Annotated in this window: 24 protein-coding genes, 2 tRNA genes and 1 pseudogene; 12 read left to right on the top strand and 15 right to left on the bottom strand. The window is 69.6% G+C overall.

Annotated elements, in window-relative coordinates:
• Nucleotides 1-2: 2 nt before the first annotated feature.
• The 5 genes from murI to hemA all read right to left on the bottom strand — a co-directional run bounded on the left by murI (nucleotide 3) and on the right by hemA (nucleotide 4,899).
• A complete protein-coding gene (gene murI, locus GCU53_RS08085; RefSeq protein WP_152387171.1) occupies nucleotides 3-794 on the bottom strand; it encodes a glutamate racemase in 792 nt (263 codons plus the stop codon).
• Nucleotides 784-1,542: a molybdopterin-synthase adenylyltransferase MoeB gene (locus GCU53_RS08090; protein ID WP_152387172.1), complete on the bottom strand. Its 759-nt coding sequence runs from the start codon at nucleotides 1,540-1,542 to the stop codon at nucleotides 784-786. The genes murI and GCU53_RS08090 overlap by 11 nt, the downstream gene beginning before the upstream one ends.
• 78 nt (nucleotides 1,543-1,620) lie before the next feature.
• Nucleotides 1,621-2,451, bottom strand: a complete 831-nt coding sequence (prmC, locus tag GCU53_RS08095) for a peptide chain release factor N(5)-glutamine methyltransferase (protein WP_152387173.1) — start codon at nucleotides 2,449-2,451, stop codon at nucleotides 1,621-1,623.
• 100 nt (nucleotides 2,452-2,551) lie between these two features.
• The gene (prfA, locus tag GCU53_RS08100; RefSeq protein WP_152387174.1) at nucleotides 2,552-3,634 is read right to left on the bottom strand and encodes a peptide chain release factor 1; all 1,083 of its coding nucleotides are present in this window, start codon (nucleotides 3,632-3,634) and stop codon (nucleotides 2,552-2,554) included.
• Nucleotides 3,631-4,899 (bottom strand): glutamyl-tRNA reductase, encoded by a 1,269-nt coding sequence (gene hemA, locus GCU53_RS08105; protein WP_152387175.1) that lies wholly within the window; start codon nucleotides 4,897-4,899, stop codon nucleotides 3,631-3,633. Before hemA ends, prfA begins: the two co-directional genes overlap by 4 nt.
• A 176-nt stretch (nucleotides 4,900-5,075) precedes the next feature.
• On the opposite strand from hemA, the gene GCU53_RS08110 reads away from it, so the two are divergent.
• The 9 genes from GCU53_RS08110 (at nucleotide 5,076) to ychF (ending at nucleotide 12,042) form a co-directional block, all read left to right on the top strand.
• Nucleotides 5,076-6,812 carry a tetratricopeptide repeat protein gene (locus tag GCU53_RS08110; RefSeq protein ID WP_208845457.1) on the top strand — a complete coding sequence of 579 codons (1,737 nt, stop codon included), beginning with the start codon at nucleotides 5,076-5,078 and terminating at the stop codon, nucleotides 6,810-6,812.
• A gap of 3 nt (nucleotides 6,813-6,815) precedes the next feature.
• Complete coding sequence (lolB, locus tag GCU53_RS08115) at nucleotides 6,816-7,448, top strand: lipoprotein insertase outer membrane protein LolB (protein ID WP_152387176.1); 633 nt, start codon at nucleotides 6,816-6,818, stop codon at nucleotides 7,446-7,448.
• 5 nt (nucleotides 7,449-7,453) lie between these two features.
• Nucleotides 7,454-8,320: a 4-(cytidine 5'-diphospho)-2-C-methyl-D-erythritol kinase gene (ispE, locus tag GCU53_RS08120; RefSeq protein ID WP_152387177.1), complete on the top strand. Its 867-nt coding sequence runs from the start codon at nucleotides 7,454-7,456 to the stop codon at nucleotides 8,318-8,320.
• A gap of 21 nt (nucleotides 8,321-8,341) precedes the next feature.
• A tRNA-Gln gene (locus GCU53_RS08125) sits at nucleotides 8,342-8,416 on the top strand.
• A 53-nt stretch (nucleotides 8,417-8,469) separates the two neighbouring features.
• A tRNA-Gln gene (locus GCU53_RS08130) sits at nucleotides 8,470-8,544 on the top strand.
• 97 nt (nucleotides 8,545-8,641) lie between these two features.
• Entirely contained in the window at nucleotides 8,642-9,583 is a 942-nt protein-coding gene (locus GCU53_RS08135) for a ribose-phosphate pyrophosphokinase (RefSeq protein ID WP_152387178.1), read from the top strand.
• A 105-nt stretch (nucleotides 9,584-9,688) separates the two neighbouring features.
• Complete coding sequence (locus tag GCU53_RS08140; protein WP_152387179.1) at nucleotides 9,689-10,285, top strand: 50S ribosomal protein L25/general stress protein Ctc; 597 nt, start codon at nucleotides 9,689-9,691, stop codon at nucleotides 10,283-10,285.
• Nucleotides 10,286-10,313: 28 nt separating this feature from the next.
• Nucleotides 10,314-10,898 (top strand): aminoacyl-tRNA hydrolase, encoded by a 585-nt coding sequence (pth, locus tag GCU53_RS08145; RefSeq protein ID WP_152387180.1) that lies wholly within the window; start codon nucleotides 10,314-10,316, stop codon nucleotides 10,896-10,898.
• A gap of 43 nt (nucleotides 10,899-10,941) precedes the next feature.
• Nucleotides 10,942-12,042: a redox-regulated ATPase YchF gene (ychF, locus tag GCU53_RS08150; protein WP_152387181.1), complete on the top strand. Its 1,101-nt coding sequence runs from the start codon at nucleotides 10,942-10,944 to the stop codon at nucleotides 12,040-12,042.
• Between the two features lie 55 nt (nucleotides 12,043-12,097).
• Here ychF and GCU53_RS08155 read toward each other — a convergent pair whose 3' ends face one another.
• The 10 genes from GCU53_RS08155 to GCU53_RS08200 all read right to left on the bottom strand — a co-directional run bounded on the left by GCU53_RS08155 (nucleotide 12,098) and on the right by GCU53_RS08200 (nucleotide 23,768).
• Complete coding sequence (locus tag GCU53_RS08155) at nucleotides 12,098-12,382, bottom strand: hypothetical protein (RefSeq protein ID WP_152387182.1); 285 nt, start codon at nucleotides 12,380-12,382, stop codon at nucleotides 12,098-12,100.
• The gene (locus GCU53_RS08160; protein ID WP_152387183.1) at nucleotides 12,343-13,386 is read right to left on the bottom strand and encodes a coiled-coil domain-containing protein; all 1,044 of its coding nucleotides are present in this window, start codon (nucleotides 13,384-13,386) and stop codon (nucleotides 12,343-12,345) included. The genes GCU53_RS08155 and GCU53_RS08160 overlap by 40 nt, the downstream gene beginning before the upstream one ends.
• 93 nt (nucleotides 13,387-13,479) lie before the next feature.
• A complete protein-coding gene (pqqF, locus tag GCU53_RS08165; RefSeq protein ID WP_152387184.1) occupies nucleotides 13,480-15,996 on the bottom strand; it encodes a pyrroloquinoline quinone biosynthesis protein PqqF in 2,517 nt (838 codons plus the stop codon).
• An 11-nt stretch (nucleotides 15,997-16,007) separates the two neighbouring features.
• Entirely contained in the window at nucleotides 16,008-17,948 is a 1,941-nt protein-coding gene (locus GCU53_RS08170; protein WP_208845503.1) for an alpha/beta hydrolase family protein, read from the bottom strand.
• A 276-nt stretch (nucleotides 17,949-18,224) separates the two neighbouring features.
• Complete coding sequence (pqqE, locus tag GCU53_RS08175) at nucleotides 18,225-19,367, bottom strand: pyrroloquinoline quinone biosynthesis protein PqqE (protein ID WP_152387186.1); 1,143 nt, start codon at nucleotides 19,365-19,367, stop codon at nucleotides 18,225-18,227.
• Nucleotides 19,339-19,617: a pyrroloquinoline quinone biosynthesis peptide chaperone PqqD gene (pqqD, locus tag GCU53_RS08180; RefSeq protein WP_152387187.1), complete on the bottom strand. Its 279-nt coding sequence runs from the start codon at nucleotides 19,615-19,617 to the stop codon at nucleotides 19,339-19,341. Before pqqD ends, pqqE begins: the two co-directional genes overlap by 29 nt.
• A 130-nt stretch (nucleotides 19,618-19,747) precedes the next feature.
• A complete protein-coding gene (gene pqqC / locus GCU53_RS08185; RefSeq protein ID WP_152387188.1) occupies nucleotides 19,748-20,500 on the bottom strand; it encodes a pyrroloquinoline-quinone synthase PqqC in 753 nt (250 codons plus the stop codon).
• Between the two features lie 187 nt (nucleotides 20,501-20,687).
• Nucleotides 20,688-21,596 (bottom strand): pyrroloquinoline quinone biosynthesis protein PqqB, encoded by a 909-nt coding sequence (gene pqqB, locus GCU53_RS08190; protein WP_152387189.1) that lies wholly within the window; start codon nucleotides 21,594-21,596, stop codon nucleotides 20,688-20,690.
• A gap of 39 nt (nucleotides 21,597-21,635) precedes the next feature.
• Entirely contained in the window at nucleotides 21,636-21,707 is a 72-nt protein-coding gene (pqqA, locus tag GCU53_RS08195) for a pyrroloquinoline quinone precursor peptide PqqA (protein ID WP_072432761.1), read from the bottom strand.
• A gap of 177 nt (nucleotides 21,708-21,884) precedes the next feature.
• Nucleotides 21,885-23,768 (bottom strand): sigma-54-dependent Fis family transcriptional regulator, encoded by a 1,884-nt coding sequence (locus GCU53_RS08200; protein ID WP_152387190.1) that lies wholly within the window; start codon nucleotides 23,766-23,768, stop codon nucleotides 21,885-21,887.
• A 308-nt stretch (nucleotides 23,769-24,076) separates the two neighbouring features.
• Between GCU53_RS08200 and GCU53_RS08205 the strand changes: the two genes are divergently transcribed.
• The 3 genes and pseudogenes from GCU53_RS08205 (at nucleotide 24,077) to GCU53_RS08215 (ending at nucleotide 26,945) form a co-directional block, all read left to right on the top strand.
• A complete protein-coding gene (locus GCU53_RS08205; protein WP_152387191.1) occupies nucleotides 24,077-24,871 on the top strand; it encodes an SDR family NAD(P)-dependent oxidoreductase in 795 nt (264 codons plus the stop codon).
• A 17-nt stretch (nucleotides 24,872-24,888) separates the two neighbouring features.
• A pseudogene (locus tag GCU53_RS08210) lies at nucleotides 24,889-25,928 on the top strand (ATP-NAD kinase family protein); the annotation flags it as partial.
• Nucleotides 25,929-25,967: 39 nt separating this feature from the next.
• Nucleotides 25,968-26,945, top strand: a complete 978-nt coding sequence (locus GCU53_RS08215) for a thiamine pyrophosphate-dependent dehydrogenase E1 component subunit alpha (protein ID WP_090623848.1) — start codon at nucleotides 25,968-25,970, stop codon at nucleotides 26,943-26,945.
• Nucleotides 26,946-26,947 lie beyond the last annotated feature (2 nt).

Raw genomic sequence — 26,947 nt, forward strand, 5'->3', positions numbered from 1 at the left:
CCTCAGCAGGGCAGCGCCTCGACCGTCGCGGGCGTGCCCCACAGCAGCGGCAGTACCCGCTCCAGCCCGGCCGGATCGCCGCTCGACCAGAAGCGCGCGGCGGCCGGCCCGGAGGCCAGCAGGTCGCGGGCCTCAAGCAGGCGTTCGAGCTGGCGGGCCACCGCGGCGCCGGTGTCGATCAGGCTGACCGAGCCCGGCACCAGCTCCCTGAGCAGCGGCCTGACGAAGGGGTAATGGGTGCAGCCGAGGATCAGGGTGTCGCAGCCCTCGGCCAGCAGCGGCGCGACGAAGCCCTGCAGCAGCTCGCGGGTCTGCGGCCCGTCCAGCTCGCCGGCCTCGATCCGCTCGACCAGGCCGGGACAGGGCTGGGTGATCACCCGCACATCGCCGGCGAAACGGTCGAGCAGCGCGGCGAAGCGGGCGCTCTTCAGCGTTCCGGTGGTCGCCAGCACGCCGATCTGGCCGCTGCGGGTGGCCGCCGCCGCCGGCTTCACCGCCGGCTCCATGCCGACCACCGGCAGCTCCGGGTACAGCTCGCGCAGCTCGGCCACCGCCGCCGCGGTGGCGGTGTTGCAGGCCAGCACCAGCGCCTTGGCGCCTCGCTCGAGGAGGAAAGCGGCAATATGCCGGCAGCGCTCGCAGATGTAGTCAGGGCTCTTCTCGCCGTAGGGCACGTGGCCGCTGTCGGCGACGTAGAACAGAGACTCGCGGGGCAGCCGGGCGCGGATCTCGCCCAGCACCGACAGACCGCCGACCCCGGAATCGAAAACGCCGACCGGCGCCTCACTGGCCATGCCGCACTCCACAGACCGGGCACTGCGGATCGCGCCGCACGCGCAGCTCGCGGAAACGACTGGTCAGCGCATCGACCAGCAGCAGGCGGCCGACCAGCGGCTCGCCGAAGCCGGCCAGCAGCTTGAGCGCCTCCAGCGCCTGCAGGCTGCCGACCAGACCGACCAGCGGACCGACCACCCCGGCCTCGCTGCAGGTCAGCTCGGCCTCGCTGCCGTGGCCGTAGAGGCAGTGGTAGCAGGGACTGCCCTCGCTGCGCGGGTCGAACACCGAGAGCTGGCCCTCGAGGCGGATCGCCGCACCGCTGACCAGCGGCTTGCCGGCGGCCACGCAGGCGGCGTTGACCGCCTCGCGGGTGGCGAAGTTGTCGCTGCAGTCGAGCACCAGGTCCACCGCGGCCACCGCCGCGGCCAGCGAGTCGGCATCCAGGGCGCCGCGCAGCGGATGCAGGGCGACCTCGGGGTTGAGCGCTGCCAGCCGGGCCAGCGCCGAGTCCACCTTGCCCTGGCCGACGCTCGGCGTGTCGTGCAGGACCTGGCGCTGCAGGTTGGTCAAATCCACGCTGTCGAAGTCCGCCAGATGCAGTTCGCCGACCCCCGCCGCCGCCAGGTAGAGCGCCACCGGCGAGCCCAGCCCGCCGAGGCCGACGATCAGCGCGCGGCTCTGTTTCAGCCGCAGCTGGCCGTCCACGTCGATCTGCGGCAGGAGGATCTGGCGGCTGTAGCGCAGCAGTTCTTGATCACTGAGCATGGACTTGTCCTGACGAAAGATGGATTCGATGAATGGGCGCACCTGGGAGCCCGGCGGCTCCGCCGCACACCTCCGGCCTCACGCCGCCAGCCGCCCCAGGCTGATGCGCTCGTGGCCGCCGAGGTCGCGGCGGCTGTGCACCTCGACGAAGCCGCGGGCCGCCAGCAGTGCGCGCACCGCGCCGGCCTGCTCGAAGCCGTGCTCCAGCAGCAGCCAGCCACCGGCCTTCAGGTGTCCTGGAGCCTCGGCGACGATCCGGCGGATATCGTCCAGCCCGTCGGCACCGGCCACCAGCGCGCTGGCCGGCTCGAAGCGCACATCGCCCAAGGCCAGGTGCGGATCGTCGGCAGCGATGTAGGGGGGATTGCTGGCGATCAGGTCGAAACGCCGGCCATCCAGCGTGGAAAACCAGTCGCTCTGCAGGAATTCGACATTGCCCAGGCCCAGGCGCAGGCGGTTGCGCTCGGCCAGTGCGACCGCCTCCGCAACCCGGTCGACGCCGGCCAGCCGCCAGGCCGGACGCTCTGCCGCCAGCGCCAGGGCGATGGCCCCCGTGCCGGTGCCGAGGTCGAGCACTGCGGTATCGGTCGCCGGCAGCAGCGCCAGGGCGGTTTCCACCAGCAGCTCGGTGTCCGGGCGGGGAATCAGGGTCGTCGGCGCCACTTCCAGATCGAGGCTCCAGAAGCCCTGGCGGCCGAGGATATAGGCCACTGGCTCGCCAGCCCGGCGGCGCGCCAGGTCGGCGGCGAAACGTGCGGCCACCGCTTCCGGCACTTCCCGCTCGGGCCAGGTGCGCAGGTAGCTGGCCGGCTTGCCGAGGGCCGTGGCGAGCAGCCACTCGGCATCCAGCCGCGGGCTGGGCGAGTCGGGCAGATCGGCGCTGTTCAGCAGGTTTTCGATGCTTGCCATGGAGGCGGCTATCTCCGGTCGTGGGCTGGACCAGCACACCGGCGCTGGCCCGAAGGTGGAAAACCGCTGCGCGGGTTTTCCACCCTACGGCATCACAGGATCAATCCCCCAGCGCAGCCAGCTGGTCGGCCTGGTATTCGCTGAGCAAGGGCTCGATCACCGCCTCCACGCCACCGGCCATGACCTCGTCGAGGGCGTAGAGGGTCAGGTTGATGCGGTGGTCGGTGACCCGCCCCTGCGGGAAGTTGTAGGTGCGGATGCGCTCGGAACGGTCGCCCGAGCCGACCAGCAGCTTGCGGGTTTCGGAGATTTCCTTGTGCGCGGCGGCATCCTGGCGGTCCTGCAGCTTGGCCGCCAGCCAGGCCATGGCCTTGGCGCGGTTCTTGTGCTGCGAGCGCTCCTCCTGGCATTCGACGACGATGCCGGTGGGCAGGTGGGTGATGCGGATCGCCGAGTCGGTCTTGTTGACGTGCTGGCCGCCGGCCCCCGAGGAGCGGTAGGTGTCGACGCGCAGCTCGGCCGGGTTGATCTCGATCGCCGCCTGCTCGTCCGGCTCCGGCAGCACCGCGACGGTACAGGCCGATGTGTGGATGCGGCCCTGGGACTCGGTTTCCGGCACGCGCTGCACGCGATGGGCGCCGGACTCGAACTTCAGCTTGCCGTAGACGCTGTCGCCCTCGACGCGGGTGATGATCTCCTTGTAGCCGCCGTGCTCGCCCGGGTTCTCCGAGAGGACCTCGATCCGCCAGCCCTGCTTTTCCGCATAGCGCGAGTACATGCGGAACAGGTCGCCGGCGAAGATCGCCGCCTCGTCGCCGCCGGTGCCGGCGCGAATTTCCAGGAACACGTTGCGCCCGTCGTTGGGGTCCCTGGGCAGCAGCATGCGCTGCAGACGATCCTCCAGGCCGGCCAACCGCTCGCGGGCCTCGGTCACCTCCTCGGCAGCCATCTCGCGCAGGTCCGGGTCGCTGTCCTTGAGCAGCGCCTGGGCGCCCGCCAGATCGTCCTGCACCTTGCGGAATTCGCGGTAGGCGGCGACCACCGGCTCGACCTCGGCATACTCCTTGGAATAGGCGCGGAACCGGGTCTGTTCGGCGATCACCTCAGCGTCGCCGAGCATCGCGGTGAGTTCCTCGTAGCGGTCGTGCAGGAGATCGAGTTTGTTCAGCAGGGAGGCTTTCATCGTTTCGACTCACCCTCGTCGAGGGCAAAGAGTTCCTGGGCCACGGCCAGCGCATCGAAGCGACCGTCGGCGGAAAGTTTCTTCAGCTGCACGCTGGGCGCATGCAGCAGCTTGTTGGTCAATGCGCGCGCCAGGGCGGCGATCACCTCCAGCGGGTCGCTGCCGTTGGCCAGCAGGCGCTGGGCCTTGGCCAGTTCCTCGTCGCGCAGCCGCTCGGCCTGCTGGCGGTAGGCCTTGAGCACGTCCACCGCGGCCAGCTCGCGCAGACGCAGCATGAAGTCGTCGGCGCCGGCGGCAACCAGCTCCTCCGCCGCCTTCGCCGCGTCCAGGCGACTCTTGCGGTTTTCCTCGATGACCTCGTGCAGGTCGTCGACGCTGTACAGGTAGACGTCGTCCAGATCGCCCACCTCCGGCTCGATGTCGCGCGGCACGGCGATGTCGACCATGAACATCGGCTTGTGCTTGCGCTGTTTCAGCGCCCGCTCGACCGCACCCTTGCCGAGAATCGGCAGCTGGCTGGCGGTGGAGCTGATGACGATGTCGCTGTTGGGCAGCTCGCTGCCGAGATCGGCGAGCATGATCGCCTGGCCGCCGACCTGCTCGGCCAGGAGCCGGCCGCGCTCCAGGGTGCGGTTGGCGATGACGATGCGTTTGACGCCCTGCTCGTGCAGGTGGCGGGCGACCAGGGTGATGGTTTCCCCGGCGCCGATCAGCAGCGCCTGGCTGCGGCGCAGGTCGCTGAAGATCTGCTTGGCCAGGCTGACCGCGGCGAAGGCCACCGACACCGGGTTCTCGCCGATGGCGGTGTCGGTGCGCACCGCCTTGGCGGTGCTGAAGGTGGCCTGGAACAGCCGGCCGAGCAGCGGGCCGACGGTGCCGGCCTCGCGCGCCACGGCGTAGGCGATCTTCATCTGGCCGAGGATCTGCGGCTCGCCGAGCACCAGGGAGTCGAGTCCCGAGGCGACGCGCATCATGTGGCGCACCGCGGATTCGTCCTGATGCACGTAGGCGCAGGCGCGCAGCTCGTCCAGGCTCAGCCGGTGGTAGTCGGCCAGCCATTGCAGCACCGCCTCGACCCCCAGGCTATCCTGCTCCAGATAGAGTTCGCTGCGGTTGCAGGTGGAGAGGATCGCCGCCTCGCGGCTGTCGGTATGCCGGCAGAGCTGCTGCAGTGCCTCGGTGAGCTGCGCGGGGGTGAACGCCACGCGCTCGCGGACATCCACCGAGGCGGTCTTGTGGTTGATACCGAGGGCGAGGAATGCCATTCAGGTGCGCAGATCCGAACAGGGGAAGCACACGATTGTCCTATTTCATCGGATGGAGAACAACCTCCGCCCGCCTGTTCCGCGCCCCGCCGGCCCCCGTAGCCATGGGCTTGACCGGCGGCTTGTGTCATGATGCTTCCCACTTTTCCGGTGCAACCATCGCCTTCCCCCTCCCTATGAATAAAATCTTCGCCTCGCTGGCCGTCATGATGTTCCTCGGCGGCTGCCAAAGCCTCTCCCAGCCGGGTAGCAGACCGCCGGCGAAGGAAGAGGCCGCACCGTCGCCCGCCCCGGCCAGCCCGCCGCCTCCGCAGCCGGTTGCCCCGTTCCGCGAAGACACCCTCTACAGCCTGCTGGTCGGCGAGCTGGCGGGGCAGCGCAACCGCTTCGATATCGCCCTGGAAAACTATGCCGCACAGGCCCAGGTCACCCAGGACCCGGGCGTTGCCGAACGGGCCTTCCGCATCGCCGAATACCTCGGCGCCGACCAGACCGCCCTGGAGAGCGTGCTGATCTGGGCGGACAACGCCCCGACCAATCTTGACGCGCAGCGCGCCGCCGCCATCCAGCTGGCGCGCAGCGGCCGCTACGACGAGTCCATGGGCTACATGGAGCGGGTTCTGCAGGCCCAGGGCGATACCCATTTCGACTTCCTGGCCCTGGCCGCCGCGGAAAGCGATCCGGAAACCCGCGCCGGACTGATGCAGAGCTTCGACCGGCTGCTCGCCAGGTCTCCGGAGAACGGCCAGCTGCTGTTCGGCAAGGCGCTGCTGCTGCAGCAGGACAATCAGCCCGAAGCCGCCCTCGAACTGCTCGAGGACCACCCGGCGAGCGAACAGGAAATCGCCCCGCTGCTGCTGCGCGTGCGCCTGCTGCAGGGGCTGGGGCGCAGCGACGACGCGCGCGCCCTGCTGAAGAAGGGCATGCGCCAGCACCCCGACGACAAGCGCCTGCGCCTGACCTATGCCCGCCTGCTGGTCGAGCAGGGCCACCTCGACGATGCCAAGGACGAGTTCGCCACCCTGGTCCGGCAGTTCCCCGAAGACGACGACCTGCGTCTGTCCATGGCGCTGGTCTGCCTGGAAGCCAGGGACTGGGACGAAGCCGCGGTCTACCTGGAGGAGTTGATCGAGCGCGGCAGCTACGTGGATGCCGCGCACTACCAGATGGGCCGTGTCTACGAAGAGCGCGAGGACCCGGAGAGCGCGCTGATCGAATACGCCCTGGTCGGTGCCGGCAACCACTACCTGCCGGCGCAACTGCGCCAGACCGAGATCCTCTTCGAGCGCAACCGCCCGCAGGAAGCCGCGGCGCGCCTGGCGCAGGCCCGCGAGAACCAGCCGGACTACGCCCTGCAGCTCTACCTGATAGAGGCCGAGGCGCTGACCAACCGCGAACGGCTCGACGAGGCCTGGCAGGTCATCGAGCGCGCCCTGCGGCAGTTCCCGGACGACCTCAACCTGCTCTACACCCGCGCCATGCTGGCCGAGAAGCGCGGCGACCTGGCCCAGCTGGAGCACGACCTGCGCTTCATCATCGCCCGTGAACCGGACAACGCCATGGCCCTGAACGCCCTCGGCTACACCCTGGCCGACCGCACCACCCGCTATGCCGAGGCCAAGGCGCTGATCGAACAGGCCCATCAGTTGAACCCGGACGATCCGGCGATTCTCGACAGCCTCGGCTGGGTGCACTACCGCCTGGGCCAGCTGGGCGAAGCCGAGCGCCTGCTGCGCCTGGCCGCCGAGCGCATCTCCGACCACGAGATCGCCGCCCACCTGGGCGAAGTACTCTGGGCCCGCGGCAAGCAGCGCGAAGCCCGCAAGGTCTGGGCCAAGGCCCTCGAGGAACAGCCCGACAGCGCCATCCTGCGCAGTACCCTGCTGCGCCTGACCGGATCCGAGACCTTCTGAGCCATGCCCACCCCGCTTCCGTTTCTCCGCCACGGCCTGCTGCTCGTCCTGCTCGCCCTTTTGGCCGGCTGTGCCGGCCTGACTTCCCGGGAGGCCCTCGAGGGCCAGGGCGATCCCGGCCGCTGGCAGGTGCACAAGCGCGAGATCGGCGCCCTCGACGCCTGGCAGATCAGCGGCAAGGTCGGCATCCAGGCGCCCCGCGAATCCGGCAGCGGTACCCTGTTCTGGCTGCAGCGCCAGGAGTACTACGACATCCGCCTGTCCGGCCCGCTCGGCCGCGGCGCGGCGCGCCTGACCGGCCGTCCCGGCACAATCCAGCTCGAGGTCGCCGGCCAGGGGCGCTACCAGGCCGAATCGCCGGAAGCCCTGCTCGAGCAGCAGCTCGGCTGGCGCCTGCCGGTTTCCCACCTGCTCTGGTGGGTGCGCGGCCTGCCGGCCCCCGGCAGTCGCAGCCGGCTCACCCTCGACGGCAACAGCCACCTGGCCCGGCTGAGCCAGGACGGCTGGCAGGTCGAATACCAGCGCTACGTCGAACAGAACGGCTTCTGGCTGCCCGAGCGCCTGAAGCTGTACGGCCAGGACCTGGTCATCACCCTGGTGATCAAGGACTGGCAACCGCGCCGGCTGGGGCTCTGAACACCATGCAGCACGCCCGACTGATCCTGCCGGCACCGGCCAAGCTCAACCTGATGCTGCACATCCTCGGCCGCCGCGCCGACGGCTACCACGAGCTGCAGACCCTGTTCCAGTTCCTCGACCACGGCGACGAGCTGGGCTTCGCCGTACGCGAGGATGGCGCGATCCGCCTGCACACGGAAATTCCCGGCGTTCCCCACGACAGCAACCTGATCGTCCGCGCCGCACGCCGGCTGCAGCAGCAGAGCGGCTGCCGGCTGGGTGCCGACATCTGGCTGGACAAGCGCCTGCCGATGGGCGGCGGCATCGGCGGCGGCAGTTCGGACGCGGCGACCACCCTGCTCGCCCTCGACCGCCTCTGGCGACTGGGCTGGAGCGAGGACCGCCTGGCCGCACTGGGCCTCGCCCTGGGCGCCGACGTGCCGGTCTTCGTGCGCGGCCGTGCCGCCTTCGCCGAAGGGGTCGGCGAACGCCTGCAACCGGTCGAACTCGAGGAGCCCTGGTTTCTCGTCGTGGCACCGCAAGTCACTGTCAGCACAGCAGAAATTTTTTCCGACCCGGAGTTGACACGTAATACACCGGCCATTACAGTTCGCAGCCTCCTTGCAGGGGACGGTCGCAACGACTGCCAGGCAGTCGTCGAGAGGCGCTACCCGGAAGTGCGTAATGCCTTGAACTGGTTGAACAAATTCGTTCCAGCCAGAATGACCGGAACTGGAGCTTGCGTATTTGGGAGCTTCCCAAATCGGGACGATGCTGATAAAGTCGCCCGCCAACTTCCAGTGACCATGCCGGGTTTCGTTGCCCAGGGTCGCAACCGCTCGATGTTGCACCGCAAGCTAGAGACGTTGGCGCAGGGAGTGAATGCCTAGCATTCGATGATCGTGTGTCACAGGGGCGTCGCCAAGCGGTAAGGCAGCAGGTTTTGATCCTGCCATGCGTTGGTTCGAATCCAGCCGCCCCTGCCATCTCCCTACCGGGGTCGCACGCATCGACCGGGTATTCAAGGATGTAACGCCACAGGGGCGTCGCCAAGCGGTAAGGCAGCAGGTTTTGATCCTGCCATGCGTTGGTTCGAATCCAGCCGCCCCTGCCATATTCCAGGAAGCTGTTCAAAAATGCCGCAATTACGCCGCCTTTTTGAGCAGCTTTTTAATTTCATCGGGTCCACCCTCAGCCGGCAGGTACTGCGCGTGTCCAAGATGATGGTCTTCACGGGGAATGCCAACCCCGATCTGGCGCGTCGCGTCGTACGTCAGCTGCATATTCCCCTCGGCGATGCCTCCGTAGGCAAGTTCTCCGATGGCGAAATCAGCGTTGAGATCAACGAGAATGTCCGTGGCAAGGACGTCTTCCTGATTCAACCGACTTGCGCGCCGACCAACGACAACCTCATGGAACTGGTGGTGATGGCCGACGCCTTCCGCCGCTCCTCCGCCTCGCGGATCACCGCAGTCGTCCCCTACTTCGGCTATGCCCGCCAGGACCGCCGCCCGCGCTCCGCCCGTGTGGCGATCAGCGCCAAGGTGGTGGCCGACATGCTCGACGTGGTCGGCGTCAACCGCGTGCTCACCGTCGATCTGCACGCCGACCAGATCCAGGGCTTCTTCGACATCCCGGTGGACAACATCTACGGCTCGCCGGTACTGGTCGACGACATCCAGGCCCAGCGCTTCGAGAACCTGATGATCGTCTCTCCGGACATCGGCGGTGTGGTGCGCGCGCGCGCCGTCGCCAAGTCCCTGGGCGTGGATCTGGCCATCATCGACAAGCGCCGGCCGAAGGCCAACCAGTCGGAAGTCATGCACATCATCGGCGATGTGGAAGGCCGCACCTGCATCCTGGTCGACGACATGGTCGACACCGCCGGCACCCTGTGCCATGCGGCCAAGGCCCTCAAGGAGCACGGCGCCGCCAAGGTATACGCCTACTGCACCCATCCGGTACTGTCCGGCCGCGCCATCGAGAACCTCGAGAACTCGGTGATGGACGAATTGGTGGTGACCAACACCATCCCGCTGTCCGCCGCCGCCCAGGCCTGCCCGCGCATCCGCCAGCTGGACATCGCCCCGGTGGTGGCCGAAGCGGTACGGCGCATCAGCAACGAGGAATCCATCAGCGCCATGTTCCGCTAGGAACGGGCGCCGATACCACCGCCTCGCCAAGTGCGAGGCCCTCAGCCATCGCCCGGACGCTGGTCGCAAGCGTCGCGGGCGATGCTGTCATTCTGGAGAAACGCAATGACCGATTTTGCCCTGAATGCCGAAGTGCGTTCCGACCTGGGGAAAGGTGCGAGCCGCCGCCTGCGTCGTAACGCCGACCAGGTCCCCGCCGTGATCTACGGCGGCGACAAGGAGCCCCAGTCCATCAGCCTGCTGGCCAAGGAAATCGCCAAGCTGATCGAAGACGAGGCTGCCTTCAGCCACGTGATCGCCCTGAACGTCGCCGGCACCACCGAAACCGTGCTGATCAAGGCCCTGCAGCGCCACCCGTCCAAGGCCATCGTGATGCACGCCGACTTCCTGCGCGTGGTCGCCGACCACAAGCTGACCGCCCACGTGCCGCTGCACTTCATCAACGCCGAAGCCTCGGTGGGCGTGAAGCAGCAGGGTGGCGAAGTCTCCCACGTGATCAGTGAAGTGGAAGTGTCCTGCCTGCCGAAGGACCTGCCGGAGTTCATCGAAGTCGACCTGGCTAAGGTCGAAGTCGGTCAGATCGTTCACCTGTCCAACCTGACCGTTCCGGCCGGCGTCGAGCTGGTGGCCCTGGCCCACGGCAACGACCTGGCCGTGGCCAACATCCACGCCTCCCGCGTGAAGGAAGAAGGCGCCGAGTAATTTCTCGGAGTCCAGGAGGGCCTCTGCGATGACTGCCGTGCAACTGATCGTCGGCCTGGGAAATCCCGGCCATGAATACGAGCAGACCCGGCACAACGCAGGGGCCCTTTTCGTCGAGCGCGTGGCGTCCGCCAAGGGCGTCGGCCTCAGCGCCGACAAGAAGTATTTCGGCCTGGTCGGCAAGTTCAGCCATCAGGGCCGCGACGTTCGTCTGCTCATTCCCACCACCTACATGAACCGCAGCGGCCAGTCCGTGGCGGCGCTGGCGAACTTCTTCCGTATCCCGCCGGCGGCCATCCTGGTGGCCCACGACGAACTCGACATGCCCCCCGGCACCGCCCGACTCAAGCAGGGCGGCGGCCATGGCGGGCACAACGGGCTAAAGGACATCATCGCCCAGCTCGGCAACCAGAATTCCTTCCATCGCCTGCGGCTCGGCATCGGCCACCCCGGCGACAAGACGCTCGTCTCCGGCTTCGTGCTCGGCCGGGCCCCGCGCAGCGAACAGGAAAAGCTCGAGGCCAGCATCGACTTTGCCCTCGACGTGCTGCCGGACATGCTCGACGGCCACTGGACCCGCGCCATGCAGCAGCTGCACAGCAGGAAAGCCTGAGCCCACCCTTTTCCACCGACTCCAGCTCTGCGAGGGACACACCATGGGATTCAACTGCGGCATCGTCGGCCTGCCCAACGTCGGCAAGTCCACCCTGTTCAACGCCCTCACCAAGTCCGGCATCGCCGCCGAGAACTTCCCGTTCTGCACCATCGAGCCGAACAGCGGCATCGTGCCGATGCCCGACTCGCGCCTGGACGCCCTGGCCGCCATCGTCAAGCCCGAGCGCGTGCTGCCGACCACCATGGAGTTCGTCGACATCGCCGGCCTGGTGGCGGGCGCCTCCAAGGGCGAGGGCCTGGGCAACAAGTTCCTCGCCAACATCCGCGAGACCGACGCCATCGCCCACGTGGTGCGCTGCTTCGAGGACGACAACGTCATCCACGTGTCCAACAGCGTCGATCCCAGGCGCGACATCGAGATCATCGACCTCGAACTGATCTTCGCCGACCTCGACAGCTGCGAGAAGCAGCTGCAGAAGGTCGCGCGCAACGCCAAGGGCGGCGACAAGGAAGCCCTCGCCCAGAAGGCCCTGCTGGAGAAGCTGATTCCGCACTTCAGCGAGGGCAAGCCGGCCCGCTCGCTGATGAAGGGCATGGACGACGAGCAGAAGCGCATCATTCGCGGCTTTCACCTGCTGACCAGCAAGCCGGTGATGTACATCGCCAACGTCGCCGAGGACGGCTTCGAGAACAACCCGCACCTCGACGTGGTGAAAGCCATCGCCGAGGAAGAAGGCGCCATCGTGGTGCCGGTGTGCAACAAGATCGAGGCGGAAATTGCCGAGCTCGACGACGACGAGGAAAAGCAGATGTTCCTCGAGTCCATGGGCATGGAGGAGCCCGGCCTGAACCGGGTGATCCGCGCCGGCTACCAGCTCCTCAACCTGCAGACCTACTTCACCGCCGGCGTGAAGGAAGTGCGCGCCTGGACCGTCAAGGTCGGCGCCACCGCGCCGCAGGCCGCCGCGGTGATCCACACCGACTTTGAGAAGGGCTTCATCCGCGCCGAGGTCATCGCCTACGACGACTTCATCCAGTACAAGGGCGAGGCCGGCGCCAAGGAAGCCGGCAAGTGGCGCCTGGAGGGCAAGGACTACATCGTGAAAGATGGCGACGTGATGCACTTCCGGTTCAACGTCTGATCGCTCCCCGCTTCAGCCAAGGCCCCACATACGGGGCCTTGGCCTGCTCTCCGCCTCACCCCTTCCCTACCAGCCCGGCCAGCTGCCAGCCCAGCGACACCAGCGCCAGGCCGACGGCCATCAGGGTCAGGCGGTAGCGTCCCACGCGCTTATCCTGCGCCTCCTCCAGAAACTGCAAACGAGCCTCCGCGTTATCCAAGGCTTCGGCCCTGGCCTTCAGCTCGCTCTCCAGCCGTGCCAGCGTCTCGTCCTTGCGCTTCGACTCGTCCGCCAGTTGCGCCAGTGCTTCGCCCAAGGCCGTCAGCTCGCCCTCCAGGCGCACCAGCACCTTGTGCTGCACCTCCAGGATCCGGGCCTGTTCCTGTTGCCAGGTGCCCTGGCGCAGTTCAACAGTGCCGAATGCCTTGCGCAGCGGAGGACGCTCTGCTCCAGCGTGGTGACGAGTTCCTGGCGAAACTGCGTCAGCCGCTCCGAGAGCGCCTCGCGCAGTTGCCGGGCCGCCGCTTCCTGGGCCTCCATGCGCGCCTGGCCGGCCTGCACCTGCTGCTGCAGCTTCCGCTCCAGCCCCACCGAACAGGCTGCGGCCTTGTCCGCAGCGGCCTCCAGTTCGATCCGCACCTGATCGATATGGTCGCGGAACTCGTCGAACAGCTTGCGCTCCAGCCCGGCCTGTTGCTGCCTGAAGTCGCGGGCCAGGTCGTCGAGCCGGGTGCGCCAGTCGCTGACCACGCTGACCAGATCCTCGGCGACACAGGCGATCAACTGCTGATTGAGCGCCTCCATCTGCGACTCGGCCTGCTCCAGGCGCTTCACGCTGCCGATCAGCCGGTCGGTCTGCTCCGCGCCGAGGTCCCGGGCCTCCAGCAGCCCCCGGTTGGCCACGTCGATTTCCCGCTGCTGCTGCTCGAGTGCCCGCTGCTGCTCGAGAATCCGGTGGTTCTGCTCCTCGAGGATATCGGCCTGCTGCCTGAGCATGTTCTGCTGCTGCAGAAGGCTCCGCTGCTGATCGCTGAGAACCCTGGAGATCGCCGCATTGACGATCAGCAGCTGCGAGGACTTCTGCGACAGGCTGCCGATCGACTTCTGCAGGTCGATCTGGGCATCCAGCAGCTTGTCGCCCCGCTCCTTCCACCAGTTGCCGAGCAGGCTGCCGCCCTTCTTCTCCCGCCGGGCCTGCTCCAGCTCCTCGGCGCTCCGGCCGACCTCGGCCTGGGCAGACAGCATGCCGCCGACCAGCTCCTTGATGTCGGCCGAGCGGATGATCTGCTCGGAAACCTCCGCGGAGGAGAAGGCCTGCACGATCTGCAGCTCCTGCCCGCTCCGCCTGTCCTCGTCGTGCGCCACGGAAATCGCCTCGGGAAAAGCTCAATGGGTGCGGATATTGTCCCGAAAACCGCCGATGCCTGTGCCCGGCCGGTTGGCAAATCCGCCAACCGCTCAGCGGGAGATCACCCAGCACCACCCCGCCTCCGGCATTGCCTGCGCCGCCTCGAACAAATCGCCGGCCCTAAGCTGCTGCAGCCCGGCGCGCAACCGCTCCAGCCAGTCGTCCGGCCGGCCGCCGAGCCAGGCCGTGACGGCACGCTGCAGGCGCAGCGGACGGCTGCCTTCGTCGAGGGCATCCAGCGCCGCGCGGCGGGCCGACGCCAAACGCGTCGCATCCAGCCCGGCGAGGCCGTCCCGCTGCCTGATGAGAAAATCGCCGATCGCCTGTTGCAGACGCGGCGCCGAGACGTGCGGCGACTGCACGCCGAACTGCATCTCGCCCCCCTCCTCGGCGTCGACGAAACGGCAGAACAGCGCATAGCCGAGGCCCTGCTCGACGCGCAGGGCTTGATGAAAGGCACCCTGCAGGAGAATCGCCAGCAGGCGCCAGGCCGCCTCCAAGCCGGGATCGCCGGACGGCGCCAGAAGGCGCAGCAGGACCGCCTGTTCGCCTCCCGCGATCCCCAGATGCAGCTCATGCTCACCGCCCAGGGGCTGCTGCTGCGATTGCATGGCCGCAGGATGGCCGAGCCCCTGCAGCAGCGGCAACACGGCCGAAGGCACCTCGCCCATGCACCAGCCGCACAGACCGGCACCGGCCAGGTAATCGCCAACCAGGTCTGCCAGACCGGCGCTATCCAGCGTCGTCAGCTGCCGGGCGAGCCAATCCTCATCCACCACCAGCACACGCGTCCGCGCCGCCGGATGCGCCACTAGACGGCGCAGCAGGATCTGCTGCCCCTGTGCATCGCGCCGCCGCTGCCAGACAGCGCGCCAGCGCGCCGCATCGCCCTCGCGCAGTGCTGCCAGCAGAGGCGCCAGCGCCGAAGGCAGAGCTGCGGGCGGCCCGCTCAGGCACAGGCTCAGGCGTCCGGCATCGCTCGATACCTGGCAGTCGACGCCAAACGGCCGCGCTTCACCGGCCAGCGCGTCCCAGCGCTCGGCCAGCGCCAGCTCCGCCAGCCGCGCCTCCGGCCCCGGCGTTGCCGCCTGCCAGGCGAGCAGCAGTGCGGCGTGGCCGGGACGCAGCAGCTCCGTGCCCGTGCTGCGCCACTCGACAGGCCAGTCTCCCGCACCGGACGGAAGCGCCGGTGCCTGGAAAGGATTGGCCGGGGACGCCTGCCAGGAACTCCGTACAGGCGGCAGCCCGGCCTGCGGCAGCACCCGATGGCGCACCGGAAAGCGTGCGGTGAGCTCGCCCCCCGGCAGGGCATCACGGCTGCAGTGCAGGAGCCGCGGCGGCTGCGCCAGCGGCCTCAGCCACTCGCCCAGCACGGCATGCGTCGGCGGTTCCGGCCACAGTGCCAGCTCGGCACCGCCCTGACGCTGCCAGCGCTCCAGCCAGCGCGCGGCACGCTCCAGCGGCGCCTGCTCGTATTCGTCCCAGGCCTGGCCGATGCGCAGGTTTTCGATCAGGGCCGGATCGCCGACCCGCTCGGGTGCGGTCTGCAGCCAGGCCAGCCAGTCGCGGCAGAGGGCAGCGACCTGCTCCTCGCGGCCACTGCCCTCCTCCAGCAGATCCAGATGCAGGGCCAGCAGCGCCTGCCCGGCATCCGCCGGGTGCAGCTCCAGGCGAGCCGACCGGGCCAGACCGCGGGCGCGCAGCACGCCGAGCAGGCTGCCGGCGTCGCTGCGCTGCAGTGCCTGGCGCAGCAGATCCAGAGCCGGCTCGTCGCGCGCGGCGACATGCTCCAGCGCCCACCACAGGCTCATGCGCCGCTGCGCCGGCTGCTCCAGCTCCAGACGCAGGCAGCCCTGCCCTGCCGGCCAGGACGATGGCCAGGCGGGTGCCGCCACGCGTGCGCCGCCCGGCAGCACGCCGGCGACGGCGCGGACCTGCGCCTCCAGCTCGCCCAGGGACTGCGGCCCGCAGGCCAGCAGGCGCAGGTTCTCGCCCCGGTAATGCCGGGCGTGCCAGGCGCGCAGCTCGGCGAGAAAGGCCGCTGACGGCGGATCGAGGCTGTCGCGTGCGCCGGCATGGAAGCGCGCCAGCGGATGGCCTGGCTCGAGCAGAACGGCCAGCGCACCGAGCAACTGGCTGTCGCCGTCCTGACAGCGCGCCAGATACTCGGCATGCAGCACCTCGCGCTCGGCGAGCAGCCGCTCGGGCAGCAGCAGCGGCCGCGCCAGCAGGTCGCAGAGCCGCTCGAGGGCGGGGATCAGCTCGCGCGCCGGCATCTCCAGGTAATACTGGGTATGGAGGCCGAGGGTGCGGGCGTTGTAGCGCCCGCCTTCGCCGTGCACGTACCCGGCGAAGACGCCGACCTCGGCAAAGCCTTCGCTGCCGAGAAACAGGCAATGCTCGAGAAAGTGCGCCAGTCCCGGCCAGGCCTCGGGCTCGTGCAGGCTGCCGGTGTCCACCCCGGCGGCCAGGGCCAGGCGGCGGGCCTGCGGGTCGTGCAGCAGGGTCGCCTGCACGCCGTTGTCCAGGCGCAGGCTGCGCTGCTCGAGCGGCGGCAGTTCGCGCATGCCCCGCTGCCTCAATCCAGCAGACGCCGATAGAAGCGCCATTCGCGCTCCAGCGCATCGGCCAGATGGGCGGCCTGGCGAAAGCCGTTGCGCTCGTCGGGATAGAGCCGGTACTCGACCGGCACCCCGTGCGCGCGCAGGGCGGCGACCATCGCCTCGGTCTGCTGCGGCACCACCACCGCATCCAGGCCGCCCTGGAAGAAGATCACCGGTGCCTCGATGCGCCCGGCGTGCAGCAGCGGCGTGCGCTGCCGGTAGCGTTCGGCGTCGCGCTCGGGATCGCCGATCAGCCAGTCGAGGTAGTCGCCCTCGAACTTGTGGGTGACCCGGCGCAGGCTCAAGGGATCGCTGACCCCGTACAGGCTGGCGCCGCCGCGGAACAGGTCGTGGAAGGCCAGGGCACACAGCGCGGTGTAGCCGCCGGCGCTGGCGCCGCGGATGAAGGCCCGCGCCGGGTCGATCAGGCCCGCATCGCCCAGATCGCGGACCAGGGCACAGGCGTCCTCCACGTCGATCCGCCCCCACTCGCCCGCCAGGCGCAGCCGATAGGCGCGCCCGAAGCCGCTGGAGCCCCGGTAGTTGAGGTCGGCCACGGCGAAGCCGCGCTGGGTCCAGAACTGGATGCGCGGATCGAGCACCGGATAGCAGGCCGAGGTCGGCCCGCCGTGGACGAACACCACCAGCGGCGGCCGCCCGTACTCGGGCTCCGGGCAGGCGGCATTGCGCGGCGGATAGAAGAAGGCCTGGGCGGACTCGCCCTCGCCGGTGGCGAAGCGCAGCGACTGCGGCCAGGACAGCTCGACCTCGGCCAGCGGCGCATCGCCCCCGGCGAGCAGGCGCACCGCCCCGCCGGCCCGCTCGATCGCCAGGACCGCCGGCAGCCGCGTCGGCGAACCGGCGATGCAGTAGAAATACTCCTCGTCCGCCGCCAGTTGGCGAAAGCGGCTGAACTCCGTGGCCAGATAGCGCTCGCGGCCCGCGGCATCGCGCTCGATCAGAAAGCCCCAGCCTTCCTCCTGGCAGGTGAGCAGCAGGCCGCCGTCCGCCAGCGGCAGGTAGCTGACAGTGCCCAGCAGCCAGGGAGCCGGGGCATGGTCGGCGGCGGCCAGGGGACGTGGCTCGCTCCAGTCCGCGGCACCGGCCGACGAGGCTGCGCCGTTGTCCGACCTGCGTCCTGCGTCCTCGCCCGTCCGCTCGATGGCCTGCAACCGGCCGCCCTGCTCCACCCAGGGCTGCCACCAGCCGGCGCGGTCGGAGAGGCACCACAGGCGCCCGTCGGCGGCGAAGCAGGGCTGCTGCAATGCCTCGCCGCCCTCGAGGCCGGCCAGGGTCACGGGCTGGCCGAGCGGGCCATCGGTCTCCACTTCGGCCAGGCACAGGCGGGTGGCGGTCCACGGCAGCTCGGGGCGGTCCCACTCGAGCCAGGCCAGACGGCAGCCGTCGGCGCTCAGCCGCGGCGCGCTGTAGAAGTCGGCGCCCTCGGCCAAGACCCGGCGCGTGCCGTCGTGCAGCGACAGGGCGACCAGCCGGTGCACCACCGCCTGCGCCGCGTGGCTTTCCTCGACCGCCAGCACCGCGCTCCAGCCCGGCGCGTGGTGCAGGTCGCCGTAGCGGCAGTCGCTGCACGCGGTCAGCGCCTGCGGAGCGGCGGCAGCGGCGAGGTCCGTGCGATAGACCTGCTGGTCGGCCTCGTCGACCCAGGCCACGCCGTCCTCGACGACGCAGAAGGCCCCGCCGCCGTATTCGTAGACCCGGCTGCGCACCGAGCGGCCCGGCGGCGTCAGGCACTGCACGGCGCCGTCCCGCCACAGCCACAGGCAGCAATGCCCGTCGTCCGGGCGGTATTCCAGCCAGAGCAGGCCGCCGAGGCCGGCCTGCAGCCCGGCGAAGTCGCAGCTGGCCGCGGCGGCATCCGCCGCCGACCAGCGGCTGGGCCAGGAACCGTAGGGCATGGGTTGCGTGGACACGGGCAAGCCTCCCGGAAGATGGCCAATCGAGGACCGATGGAGAAGCTCATCGGCCGCCGGGTGGAGAGCCGCCGGCGCGGCCTCCCTCCTAACTCTGACCCCTACCCCTTGCAGATGATCTTTCGATGGCTCCCACGCTCCTGCGTGGGAGCCATACCCGAGCGACTCGAACGCTCCTCAGACGCCAGAGCACCCACGGTGGCGTTCCCACGCAGGAGCGTGGGAACGATCGGCTCCCTGGCACTGCCCATCGGCCCGCCCTCAGCCCTTGCAGATGATCTTCGAGGTCCGGGCATTGCGCCAGGTCAGCCGCTCCAGGCCGAGCGGCGCCTCCTCCGCCTGGCGACGGGCGTCGAGGATCAGGCCGTGATGGGCCGACTTGCCGCATACCGGGTCGGCCGCCGCGGCGTCGCCGGTGAGCAGGAAGGCCTGGCAGCGGCAACCGCCGAAGTCGCGGCCCTTCTCGTCGCAGGAACGGCACGGCTCGGGCAGCCAGACGTCGCCGCGAAAGCGGTTGAAACCGAAGGAGTCGTACCAGATGTGCCGGAGGCTGTGCTCGCGCACGTTGGGAAACTGCACCGGCAGCATCTTCGCGCTGTGGCACGGCAGTGCCGTGCCGTCCGGGGCGATGTCGAGGAACAGGCTGCCCCAGCCGCCCATGCAGGCCTTGGGACGCTCCTCGTAGTAGTCCGGGGTGACGAAGATCAGCTTGCACGGGTGCTTGCGTGCGGCGAGCTTTTCCCGCCACTCATTGGTGATGCGCTCGGCGCGCTCCAGCTGGGCACGGGTCGGCAGGAGTCCGGCGCGGTTCAGCTCGGCCCAGCCGTAGAACTGGCAGGTCGCCAGCTCTACGTAATCCGCCTCCAGCTCGATGCACAGTTCGATGATCCGCTCGATACTGTCGATGTTGTGCCGGTGGGTGACGAAGTTGAGCACCATCGGATAGCCCTGGGCCTTGACCGCGCGGGCCATGGCCAGCTTCTGGGCGAAGGCCTTGCTTGATCCGGCCAGCAGGTCGTTCACCTCCTCATCGGCGGCCTGGAAGCTGACCTGGATATGGTCCAGGCCGGCCGCGGCGAACGCGGCGATGCGCGTCTCGGTGAGGCCGATGCCGGAGGTGATCAGGTTGGTGTAGTAGCCGAGGCCGCGGGCGGCACGGATCAGCTCGGTCAGATCCTGGCGCACCAGCGGCTCGCCGCCGGAGAAGCCGAGCTGGGCGGCGCCCAGCTCGCGGGCCTGGCGGAACACCTCGATCCACTCGGCGGTGGACAGCTCCTCGCCCTGCCTGGCGAAGTCCAGGGGGTTGGAGCAGTACGGGCACTGCAGCGGGCAGCGGTAGGTCAGCTCGGCGAGCAGCCACAGCGGCGGGCCCGGCTCAGTGCAGCTCGATCCAGGATCGCTCACGCGCCACCTCCAGGAACTCCAGGACGTCCGTCTCGATGTCCCCGGCCTCGGGAAAGCGCTCGCGCAGCGCGGCGACGATGGCGGCGATGCTGCGATCGCCGTCGACCTGGCCGAGGATCGCCGCGGCGCTGTCGTTGAGCTTGACCATGCCCTCGGGATAGAGCAGCACATGGCAGTTCTGCGCCGGCTCCCACTGCAGGCGGAAGCCGCGGCGCAACTGGGGGATATCGTTCAGGGTGGTTTCGCTCATGGGCATTTCCCCTCTGTAGGGTGGAAAACGACCGCAGGTCTTTTCCACCAGTGTGGACTGCAGTGGAAAATCGCGGCGCGCGTTTTCCACGGGATGGCCATCCACCCCACCGAACGTTCGCGCACGGCACTCACCACGCGATTCCCCGGTGCCAGACCCGTTCGCCGGTCACCGTGTGGTACGGCGGGCGGTTCAGCTCGTAGGCCATGCTCATGGCGTCGAGCATGCTCCAGAGGATGTCCAGCTTGAACTGCAGGATCTCCAGCATGCGTTCCTGGGCCTCGCGGGTGGTGAAGTGCGCGAGGGTGATGCGCAGGCCGTGCTCGACGTCGCGGCGCGCCTCCTTCAGGCGCTTGCGGAAGTAGTCGTAGCCACCGGCCTCGATCCAGGGATAGTGCTGCGGCCAGGTGTCGAGGCGCGACTGGTGGATGCTCGGGGCGAACAGCTCGGTCAGCGAACTGCCGGCCGCCTCCTGCCAGCTGGCGCGGCGGGCGAAGTTGACGTAGGCGTCCACCGCGAAGCGCACCCCCGGCAGCACCAGCTCCTGGGACATCAACTGCTCGCGCCTGAGCCCGACCGCCTCGCCGAGGCGCAGCCAGGCCTCGATGCCGCCCTCCTCGCCGGGGCCGCCATCGTGGTCGAGGATGCGCCGGATCCACTCGCGGCGGACCTCGCGCTCCGGGCAGTTGGCGAGGATCGCCGCGTCCTTCAGGGGAATGTTCGCCTGATAGTAGAAGCGGTTGGCCACCCAGCCCCGGATCTGCTCGCGGGTCGAGCGGCCCTCGTACATGGCGACCTGGAACGGGTGGTGGATGTGGTAGTAGGCGCCCTTGGCGCGCAGCGCCTGCTCGAATTCGGCAGGGCTCATGGCTGGCTCGGTCATTGTGGCTCCTCGGCGGCCGCGATCGGCACGGCGCGTTGTTGTTCTGGTGGTGCCTGGCACCTTGCGTAGGGTGGGTTAGGCCAGAGGCCGTAACCCACCAACCGGCTGCAAGGCCGGCAATCGCGACGCCTGACGGCATCGTTGGTGGGTTACGCCGCTACGCGGCTAACCCACCCTATGATCCGCCTTACAGCTCGATGCTCATGCCGTCCCGGGCGACCTCGACGCCGCACGCGGTCAGCTCGGCGCGCTCGGGCGAGTCCTCGTCGAGGATCGGGTTGGTGTTGTTGATATGGATGAGCACCTTGCGCCCGTCCAGGCCGTCGAGCACCTCGAGCATGCCGCCCGCGCCGCTCTGCGGCAGATGGCCCATCTCGCTACCCAGCCTGCTGCCGCAGCCGGCGTGGATCATCTCGTCGTCGCGCCACAGGGTGCCGTCGACCAGCAGACAGTCGGCGCGGCGCATCCAGCTGAGCAGCGGCGCATCCACCTGGCCGAGGCCGGGGGCGTAGAACAGCACGCCGCCCGTGCGGCTGTCCTCGACCAGCAGGCCGAGGTTGTCGCCCGGGTGCGGGTCGTTACGGTGCGGCGAATACGGCGGCGCGGCGCTGCGCAGCGGAATCGGCGTGAAGCGCAGGGCCGGGCAGGCGTCGATCACGAACGGCCGGTCCAGGGCGATGGGCCTCCACGTCAGGCCGCCGTTCCAGTGCTCGAGCATGTTGAACAGCGGGAAACCGGTGGTCAGGTCCTGGTGAACCATCTCCGTGCACCAGACCTCGTGCGGGCAGCCCTCGCGCAGGCTGAGCAGGCCGGTGGTGTGGTCGATCTGGCTGTCGAGGAGGATCAGCGCGCGGATCGCCGTGTCGCGCACCGCGCGGGCCGGCTGCAGGGCCGGGAAGGCCTCGATCTGCACGCGGATGTCCGGCGAGGCGTTGCAGAGAATCCAGTTCGCCCCGTCGTCGGACAGGGCGATGGACGACTGGCTGCGCGGCGTGGCGCGCAGGCTGCCTTCGCGCAGGCCACGGCAGTTGCGGCAGTTGCAGTTCCACTGGGGAAAACCGCCGCCGGCGGCCGAGCCGAGAATTCGGATATGCATGGGCGCATGGGAAGGCCCCGGCACGCCGGGGCCACTCTTTCAACGGTTGGCGAAGTACAGCGTCACTTCGAAACCGATGCGCAGGTCAGTGAAGGCGGGTTTGGTCCACATGACAGACTCCTTGCAGGTGCGTGGTGGTGAATGATTGATCCGGCGCCGCTTGTTTCGACGGGACCTGCAACGATCCGTTCGGAACAGTGCGCAGGAAACTCCCCGCGAGCGGCCTTGGCAGCCACGGCTCTTCCTTCCATTAAAGAAGAAAAGGCCCCGGGCGGCCGGGAGCCGCCCTCAACCGCGCCTTTTCCCCGGCATCTCGATGCCGTGCTGGTTCACCCGGCGATACAGGGTGGCGCGGGAGATACCGAGGGATTCGGCCGCCGGCCCCGGTTTCCAGCGGTGGCGGACCAGCGCGTCGAGCAGCGCCTGGCGCTCCGGGTCGGCGGCCAGGGCGGCGGCGTCCTCGCCGGTGGCCAGGCGCCCGCCGCGCAGTTCGGCCGGCAGGTCGTCCGGCTGGATCACCCCGCCGGCGCACACCGCGCAGGCGTAGCGCAGGGCGTGGCGGAGCTGGCGCACGTTGCCCGGCCAGCGGTAGCCGAGCAGGCACTCCAGCGCCGCGGCGCTCAGGCCGACGGGCTCGCCGCAGGACTCCGCCTCCTCCTCCAGCACGCGGTTGATCAGCGCCAGGCGGTCGCTGCGGCTGCGCAGCGGCGGCAGCTCGAAGCGCGCGCCGCCGATGCGGAAGTACAGGTCCTCGCGGAAGCTGCCGTCGGCGACCATCGCCGCCAGGTCGCGGTGGGTGGCGCAGATCACCTGGATGTCCACCGCCTGGCGCCGCGCCGCGCCCAGGGGCGCCACCTCGCCCTCGGCGAGCACCCGCAACAAACGGGTCTGCAGGGTCAGCGGCATGTCGCCGATCTCGTCGAGGAACAGGGTGCCGCCGTCGGCCTGCTGCAACAGGCCGCGCATGCCCTTGCTGGAGGCGCCGGTGAAGGCGCCGGCGGCGTAGCCGAACAGCTCGCTCTCGATCAGGCTCTCCGGGATCGCCGCGCAGTTCAGGGCGACGAAGGGCTTGCCGCGGCGGGCACTGGCCTCGTGCACCTGGCGGGCGAAGACCTCCTTGCCGGCGCCGGTCTCGCCCTGGATCAGCACCGGCAGGTTGCGGTCCTTGACCCGCACGGCCAGGCGCAGGTTCTCGGCGATGCGCGGATCGAGCTCGCTGGCGCACGGTGCACTGCGCAGCGCCACCCGCTGCGGACGCTGCGGCACGCTCAGGCGCACGTGCAGGGCGAGGCTGTCGCCGCGCCCGCGCAACTGGCAGGTGGAGCCGTCCTCGGCAGCGTGCAGGGCGTCCGGGTCGAACACCTCGGCGACATGGGTCGGCACCTCGCCGAAACGCTGGCCCAGGTAGCGGCGCGCCGCCGGGTTGAGCGCCAGCAGGCGGCCGTCGGCGTCCCAGGCGAACAGGTAGTCGGGCTGGCTGTCGACGTAGCCCGGCACCGCGTGGGCGCGCAGTATCCAATGCCCGCGGGCGCTGTGCATGAAGAAGGCGTTCTCGATCTGCCGGGCGCTCTGCGCCACCAGCTGGCGGACCAGGGTCTGGCTGCGGCGGTCGTCGGGCGACTGCACCGCCGAGACGTCGAGCACGCCGAGCAGCTCGCCCTGCGGATCGAAGACCGGCACCGCCGTACAGGTCAGGCCGATGAAGGCGGCGCGGAAGTGATCGCGCTTGTGCACCGTCAGCGGCATCCGGCTGGCCAGCACGGTGGCCACCCCGCAGGTGCCCTCCTCGCCCTCCGACCACCAGGTGCCGAGGTCGAGGCCGGCCTTGCGGCAGTCGTTGCGGATGGCCGCATCGACCCGGTAGTCGAGGGTCCGCCCCTGGGCGTCGGCGAGCATCACGCAGTAGTCGGCGTCGCGCACCTGGCCGTGCAGGCGGCCGACTTCCTCGCTGGCGATGCGCAGGAACAGCTCGGCGCGCTCGCGGCATTCCCTGAGCAGGACCTGGTCGAGGATGCGCGGCCCCTGCAGGGAGCCGGGGTCGAGCCGGTGCTGCTCCGAGCGGCGCCAGGAATCGAGGATCGGCGCGGGAACCGGTGCCTGGGGCAGGCGGGCGGCGTTCTTCAACACGCGGCTGACACAGTCCACGTGGGCTTTCGAGTCTGCGGAAAGCATGACGTCTCCGTCTCTCGTCTCTTGTTGTTGTCTTCCCATTAAGCACCCTTCCCCACCCCGCGACAAGCGCCGGGACGGAGAAGCCCGGCGCTGAGACGGAGCGTCTCAGCGTCTCGCCGCCGCCGCCGCCGCGCTGACACCCGGCGTCTCGCCGAGGCCGTCCCCAAGCCCGCTACCCAGCCGAGCGAACCGCTCTAAAACGCGGCATACAGCCTGTTCAAGGCATTCTGGCACCGCCCTTGCTCTCTCCCTTGGCAGAAACGGCCGGCAACGCAAGCCCGGCCCATAACAACAAGCACAGGTGCCCCATGTCCGAGTCACTCCTTCCCGAATTCTCCCTGTCCGGCAAAGTCGCCCTGGTCACCGGGGCCGGTCGCGGCCTCGGCCAGGGCATCGCTCTGAGCCTGGCCCGCGCCGGCGCCGACGTGGCGGTGGCCGACCTCGCCGGCGCCGAGGAAACCGCCGCGCAGATCCAGGCCCTCGGCCGGCGCAGCCTGGCGCTGGCGGTCGACGTCGCCCGCCAGGACAGCGTGCAGGCCATGGTCGCCAAGATCGTCGAGGGCTTCGGCCGCCTCGACGTGGCGGTCAACAACGCCGGGGTGATCGGCATCCACAAGGTCGGCGAACTGACCGTCGAGGAATGGGACCGGGTGCTGAACGTCAACGCCCGCGGCGTGTTCCTCTGCTGCCAGGCCGAGCTGGAGCCGATGCGCGCGCAGCGCTGGGGGCGGATCATCAACGTCGCCTCGATCGCCGGCAAGGTCGGCTTTCCCGACCTGTCCCACTACTGCGCCTCGAAGTTCGCGGTGGTCGGCTTCAGCAACGCCCTGGCCAAGGAGGTCGCCCGCGAGGGCATCACGGTCAACGCGCTCTGCCCCGGCATCGTCGGCACCGGCATGTGGCGCGGCGAGCAGGGCCTGGCCAACCGCTGGCGCCAGCCCGGCGAGAGCGAGGCGCAGTCCTGGGAACGCCACCAGGCCAGCCTGCTGCCGCAGGGCGAGGCGCAGACCGCCGAGGACATGGGCCAGCTCGCCGTCTACCTGGCCTGCGCCCCGCACGTCACCGGCCAGGCCATCGCCGTCGACGGCGGCTTCTCGCTGTGAGTCCGCGGAGTCCTGTCATGAGCCGTCCTCCGCTGACCGTGGGGATCATCCCCAACCCGGCCTCGGGCCGCGACCTGCGCCGGCTGACCGCCAACGCCGGGCTGTTCTCCAGCACCGACAAGGCCTCGGTGGTGCAGCGCCTGCTCGGCGCCTTCGGCGCCACCGGCGTCGAGCGCGTGCTGCTGCCGACCGACATGACCGGCATCGCCGCCGCGGTGCTCAAGGCCAGCCGCGGCCGCCACGCCCGGGACAACCGCTGGCCGGAACTGGAAATCCTCGACATCCGCCTGCGCCAGACCGTCGAGGACACCCGCCTGGCGGCGCGCCTGATGGCCGAGCGCGGCGTCGCGCTGATCGCCGTGCTCGGCGGCGACGGCACCCACAAGGCGGTGGCCGCCGAGGTCGGCGACATCCCCCTGCTGACCCTCTCCACCGGCACCAACAACGCCTTTCCCGAGCTGCGCGAGGCGACCGGCGCCGGGCTCGCCGGCGGGCTCTTCGCCGCCGGGCGGATTCCGCCGGAGATCGGCCTGCGCCGCAACAAGCGCCTGCTGGTGCGCGAGGCGCGCCGCGGCCTCTGCGAATGGGCGCTGGTGGACGTGGCGGTGTCGCCGCTGCGCTTCGTCGGCGGCCGGGCGATCAGCCGCGCCGAGGACCTCGCCGAGGTCTTCGTGACCTTCGCCGAACCGCACGCCATCGGCCTGTCGGCGCTCTGCGGACTCTGGTGCCCGGTCTCCCGGCAAGCCCCCGAAGGCGCCTGGATGCGCCTGCATCCGCAGGCCCGCGACGCCCTGCTGGCGCCGCTCGCCCCCGGCCTGCTGCAGGGCTGCGGGGTGGTCGCCGCCGGCACCCTGGAGCCGGGCGTGCCCCACGCGCCCAGCCTGAGCGGCGGCACCCTGGCGCTGGACGGCGAGCGCGAGATCGCCTTCGCCGCCGGCGACCGACCGACCGTCACCTTGGATTCCCACGGCCCGCTGAGCATCGACGTGGAAGCCACACTTGCCTATGCGGCACGCCACCGTCTGCTGTCCATCGACCGCGAACACCCGCAACACCCCGTGAACCTTTCGTGTTGAAACAACCCAGGAGAACAACAATGACCACCCACCTGTCAGCCGAGCAGCTGCTGCATGCCTACCGGGTGATGCGCACCATCCGCGTCTTCGAGGAGCGCCTGCACATCGAATTCGCCACCGGCGAGATTCCCGGCTTCGTCCACCTCTACGCCGGCGAGGAAGCCTCCGCCGCCGGAGTCATGGCCCACCTGCGCGACGACGACTGCATCTCCTCCAACCACCGCGGCCACGGCCACTGCATCGCCAAGGGCGTGGACGTGCACGGGATGATGGCCGAGATCTACGGCAAGAAGACCGGCGTCTGCCAGGGCAAGGGCGGCTCCATGCACATCGCCGACCTGTCCAAGGGCATGCTCGGCGCCAACGGCATCGTCGGCGCCGGTGCGCCGCTGGTGGCCGGCGCGGCGCTGGCCGCCAAGCTCAAGGGTACCGATGCGGTGGCCGTGGCCTTCTTCGGCGACGGCGCCTCCAACGAGGGCGCGGTGTTCGAGGCGATGAACCTCGCCGCGATCATGAACCTGCCGTGCATCTTCGTCGCCGAGAACAATGGCTACGCCGAGGCCACCGCCTCCAACTGGTCGGTGTCCTGCGACCACATCGCCGACCGCGCCGCCGGCTTCGGCATGCCCGGGGTGACGGTGGACGGCTTCGACTTCTTCGCCGTCCACGAGGCCGCCGGCGCCGCCGTGGCCCGCGCCCGCGCCGGCGAAGGCCCGTCGCTGATCGAGGTGAAGCTGACCCGCTACTACGGCCACTTCGAGGGCGACGCCCAGACCTACCGCGACATGGACGAACTCAAGGAGATGCGCGAGGTGCGCGACTGCCTGAAGCAGTTCCGCGACCACACCGTCGCCGCCGGCCTGCTCGATATCTCGCAACTCGACGACATCGACGGCGAGGTCGAGCGGCAGATCGAGGACAGCGTGATCAAGGCCAAGAGCGATCCCAAGCCGCCGGCGGCCGATCTGCTCGCCGACGTCTACGTCTCTTACCCCTGAGC

The sequence above is a fragment of the Azotobacter salinestris genome (genome assembly GCF_009363155.1).
In the GTDB taxonomy this organism is placed as follows: Bacteria; Pseudomonadota; Gammaproteobacteria; order Pseudomonadales; family Pseudomonadaceae; genus Azotobacter; species Azotobacter salinestris.

Coding starts and splice junctions, on each gene's coding strand:
- murI (WP_152387171.1), bottom strand. CDS start 794: ATGGCCAGTGAGGCGCCGGTCGGCGTTTTCGATTCCGGGGTCGGCGGT.
- GCU53_RS08090 (WP_152387172.1), bottom strand. CDS start 1,542: ATGCTCAGTGATCAAGAACTGCTGCGCTACAGCCGCCAGATCCTCCTG.
- prmC (WP_152387173.1), bottom strand. CDS start 2,451: ATGGCAAGCATCGAAAACCTGCTGAACAGCGCCGATCTGCCCGACTCG.
- prfA (WP_152387174.1), bottom strand. CDS start 3,634: ATGAAAGCCTCCCTGCTGAACAAACTCGATCTCCTGCACGACCGCTAC.
- hemA (WP_152387175.1), bottom strand. CDS start 4,899: ATGGCATTCCTCGCCCTCGGTATCAACCACAAGACCGCCTCGGTGGAT.
- GCU53_RS08110 (WP_208845457.1), top strand. CDS start 5,076: ATGAATAAAATCTTCGCCTCGCTGGCCGTCATGATGTTCCTCGGCGGC.
- lolB (WP_152387176.1), top strand. CDS start 6,816: ATGCCCACCCCGCTTCCGTTTCTCCGCCACGGCCTGCTGCTCGTCCTG.
- ispE (WP_152387177.1), top strand. CDS start 7,454: ATGCAGCACGCCCGACTGATCCTGCCGGCACCGGCCAAGCTCAACCTG.
- GCU53_RS08140 (WP_152387179.1), top strand. CDS start 9,689: ATGACCGATTTTGCCCTGAATGCCGAAGTGCGTTCCGACCTGGGGAAA.
- pth (WP_152387180.1), top strand. CDS start 10,314: ATGACTGCCGTGCAACTGATCGTCGGCCTGGGAAATCCCGGCCATGAA.
- ychF (WP_152387181.1), top strand. CDS start 10,942: ATGGGATTCAACTGCGGCATCGTCGGCCTGCCCAACGTCGGCAAGTCC.
- pqqF (WP_152387184.1), bottom strand. CDS start 15,996: ATGCGCGAACTGCCGCCGCTCGAGCAGCGCAGCCTGCGCCTGGACAAC.
- GCU53_RS08170 (WP_208845503.1), bottom strand. CDS start 17,948: ATGCCCTACGGTTCCTGGCCCAGCCGCTGGTCGGCGGCGGATGCCGCC.
- pqqD (WP_152387187.1), bottom strand. CDS start 19,617: ATGAGCGAAACCACCCTGAACGATATCCCCCAGTTGCGCCGCGGCTTC.
- pqqC (WP_152387188.1), bottom strand. CDS start 20,500: ATGACCGAGCCAGCCATGAGCCCTGCCGAATTCGAGCAGGCGCTGCGC.
- pqqB (WP_152387189.1), bottom strand. CDS start 21,596: ATGCATATCCGAATTCTCGGCTCGGCCGCCGGCGGCGGTTTTCCCCAG.
- GCU53_RS08200 (WP_152387190.1), bottom strand. CDS start 23,768: ATGCTTTCCGCAGACTCGAAAGCCCACGTGGACTGTGTCAGCCGCGTG.
- GCU53_RS08205 (WP_152387191.1), top strand. CDS start 24,077: ATGTCCGAGTCACTCCTTCCCGAATTCTCCCTGTCCGGCAAAGTCGCC.
- GCU53_RS08215 (WP_090623848.1), top strand. CDS start 25,968: ATGACCACCCACCTGTCAGCCGAGCAGCTGCTGCATGCCTACCGGGTG.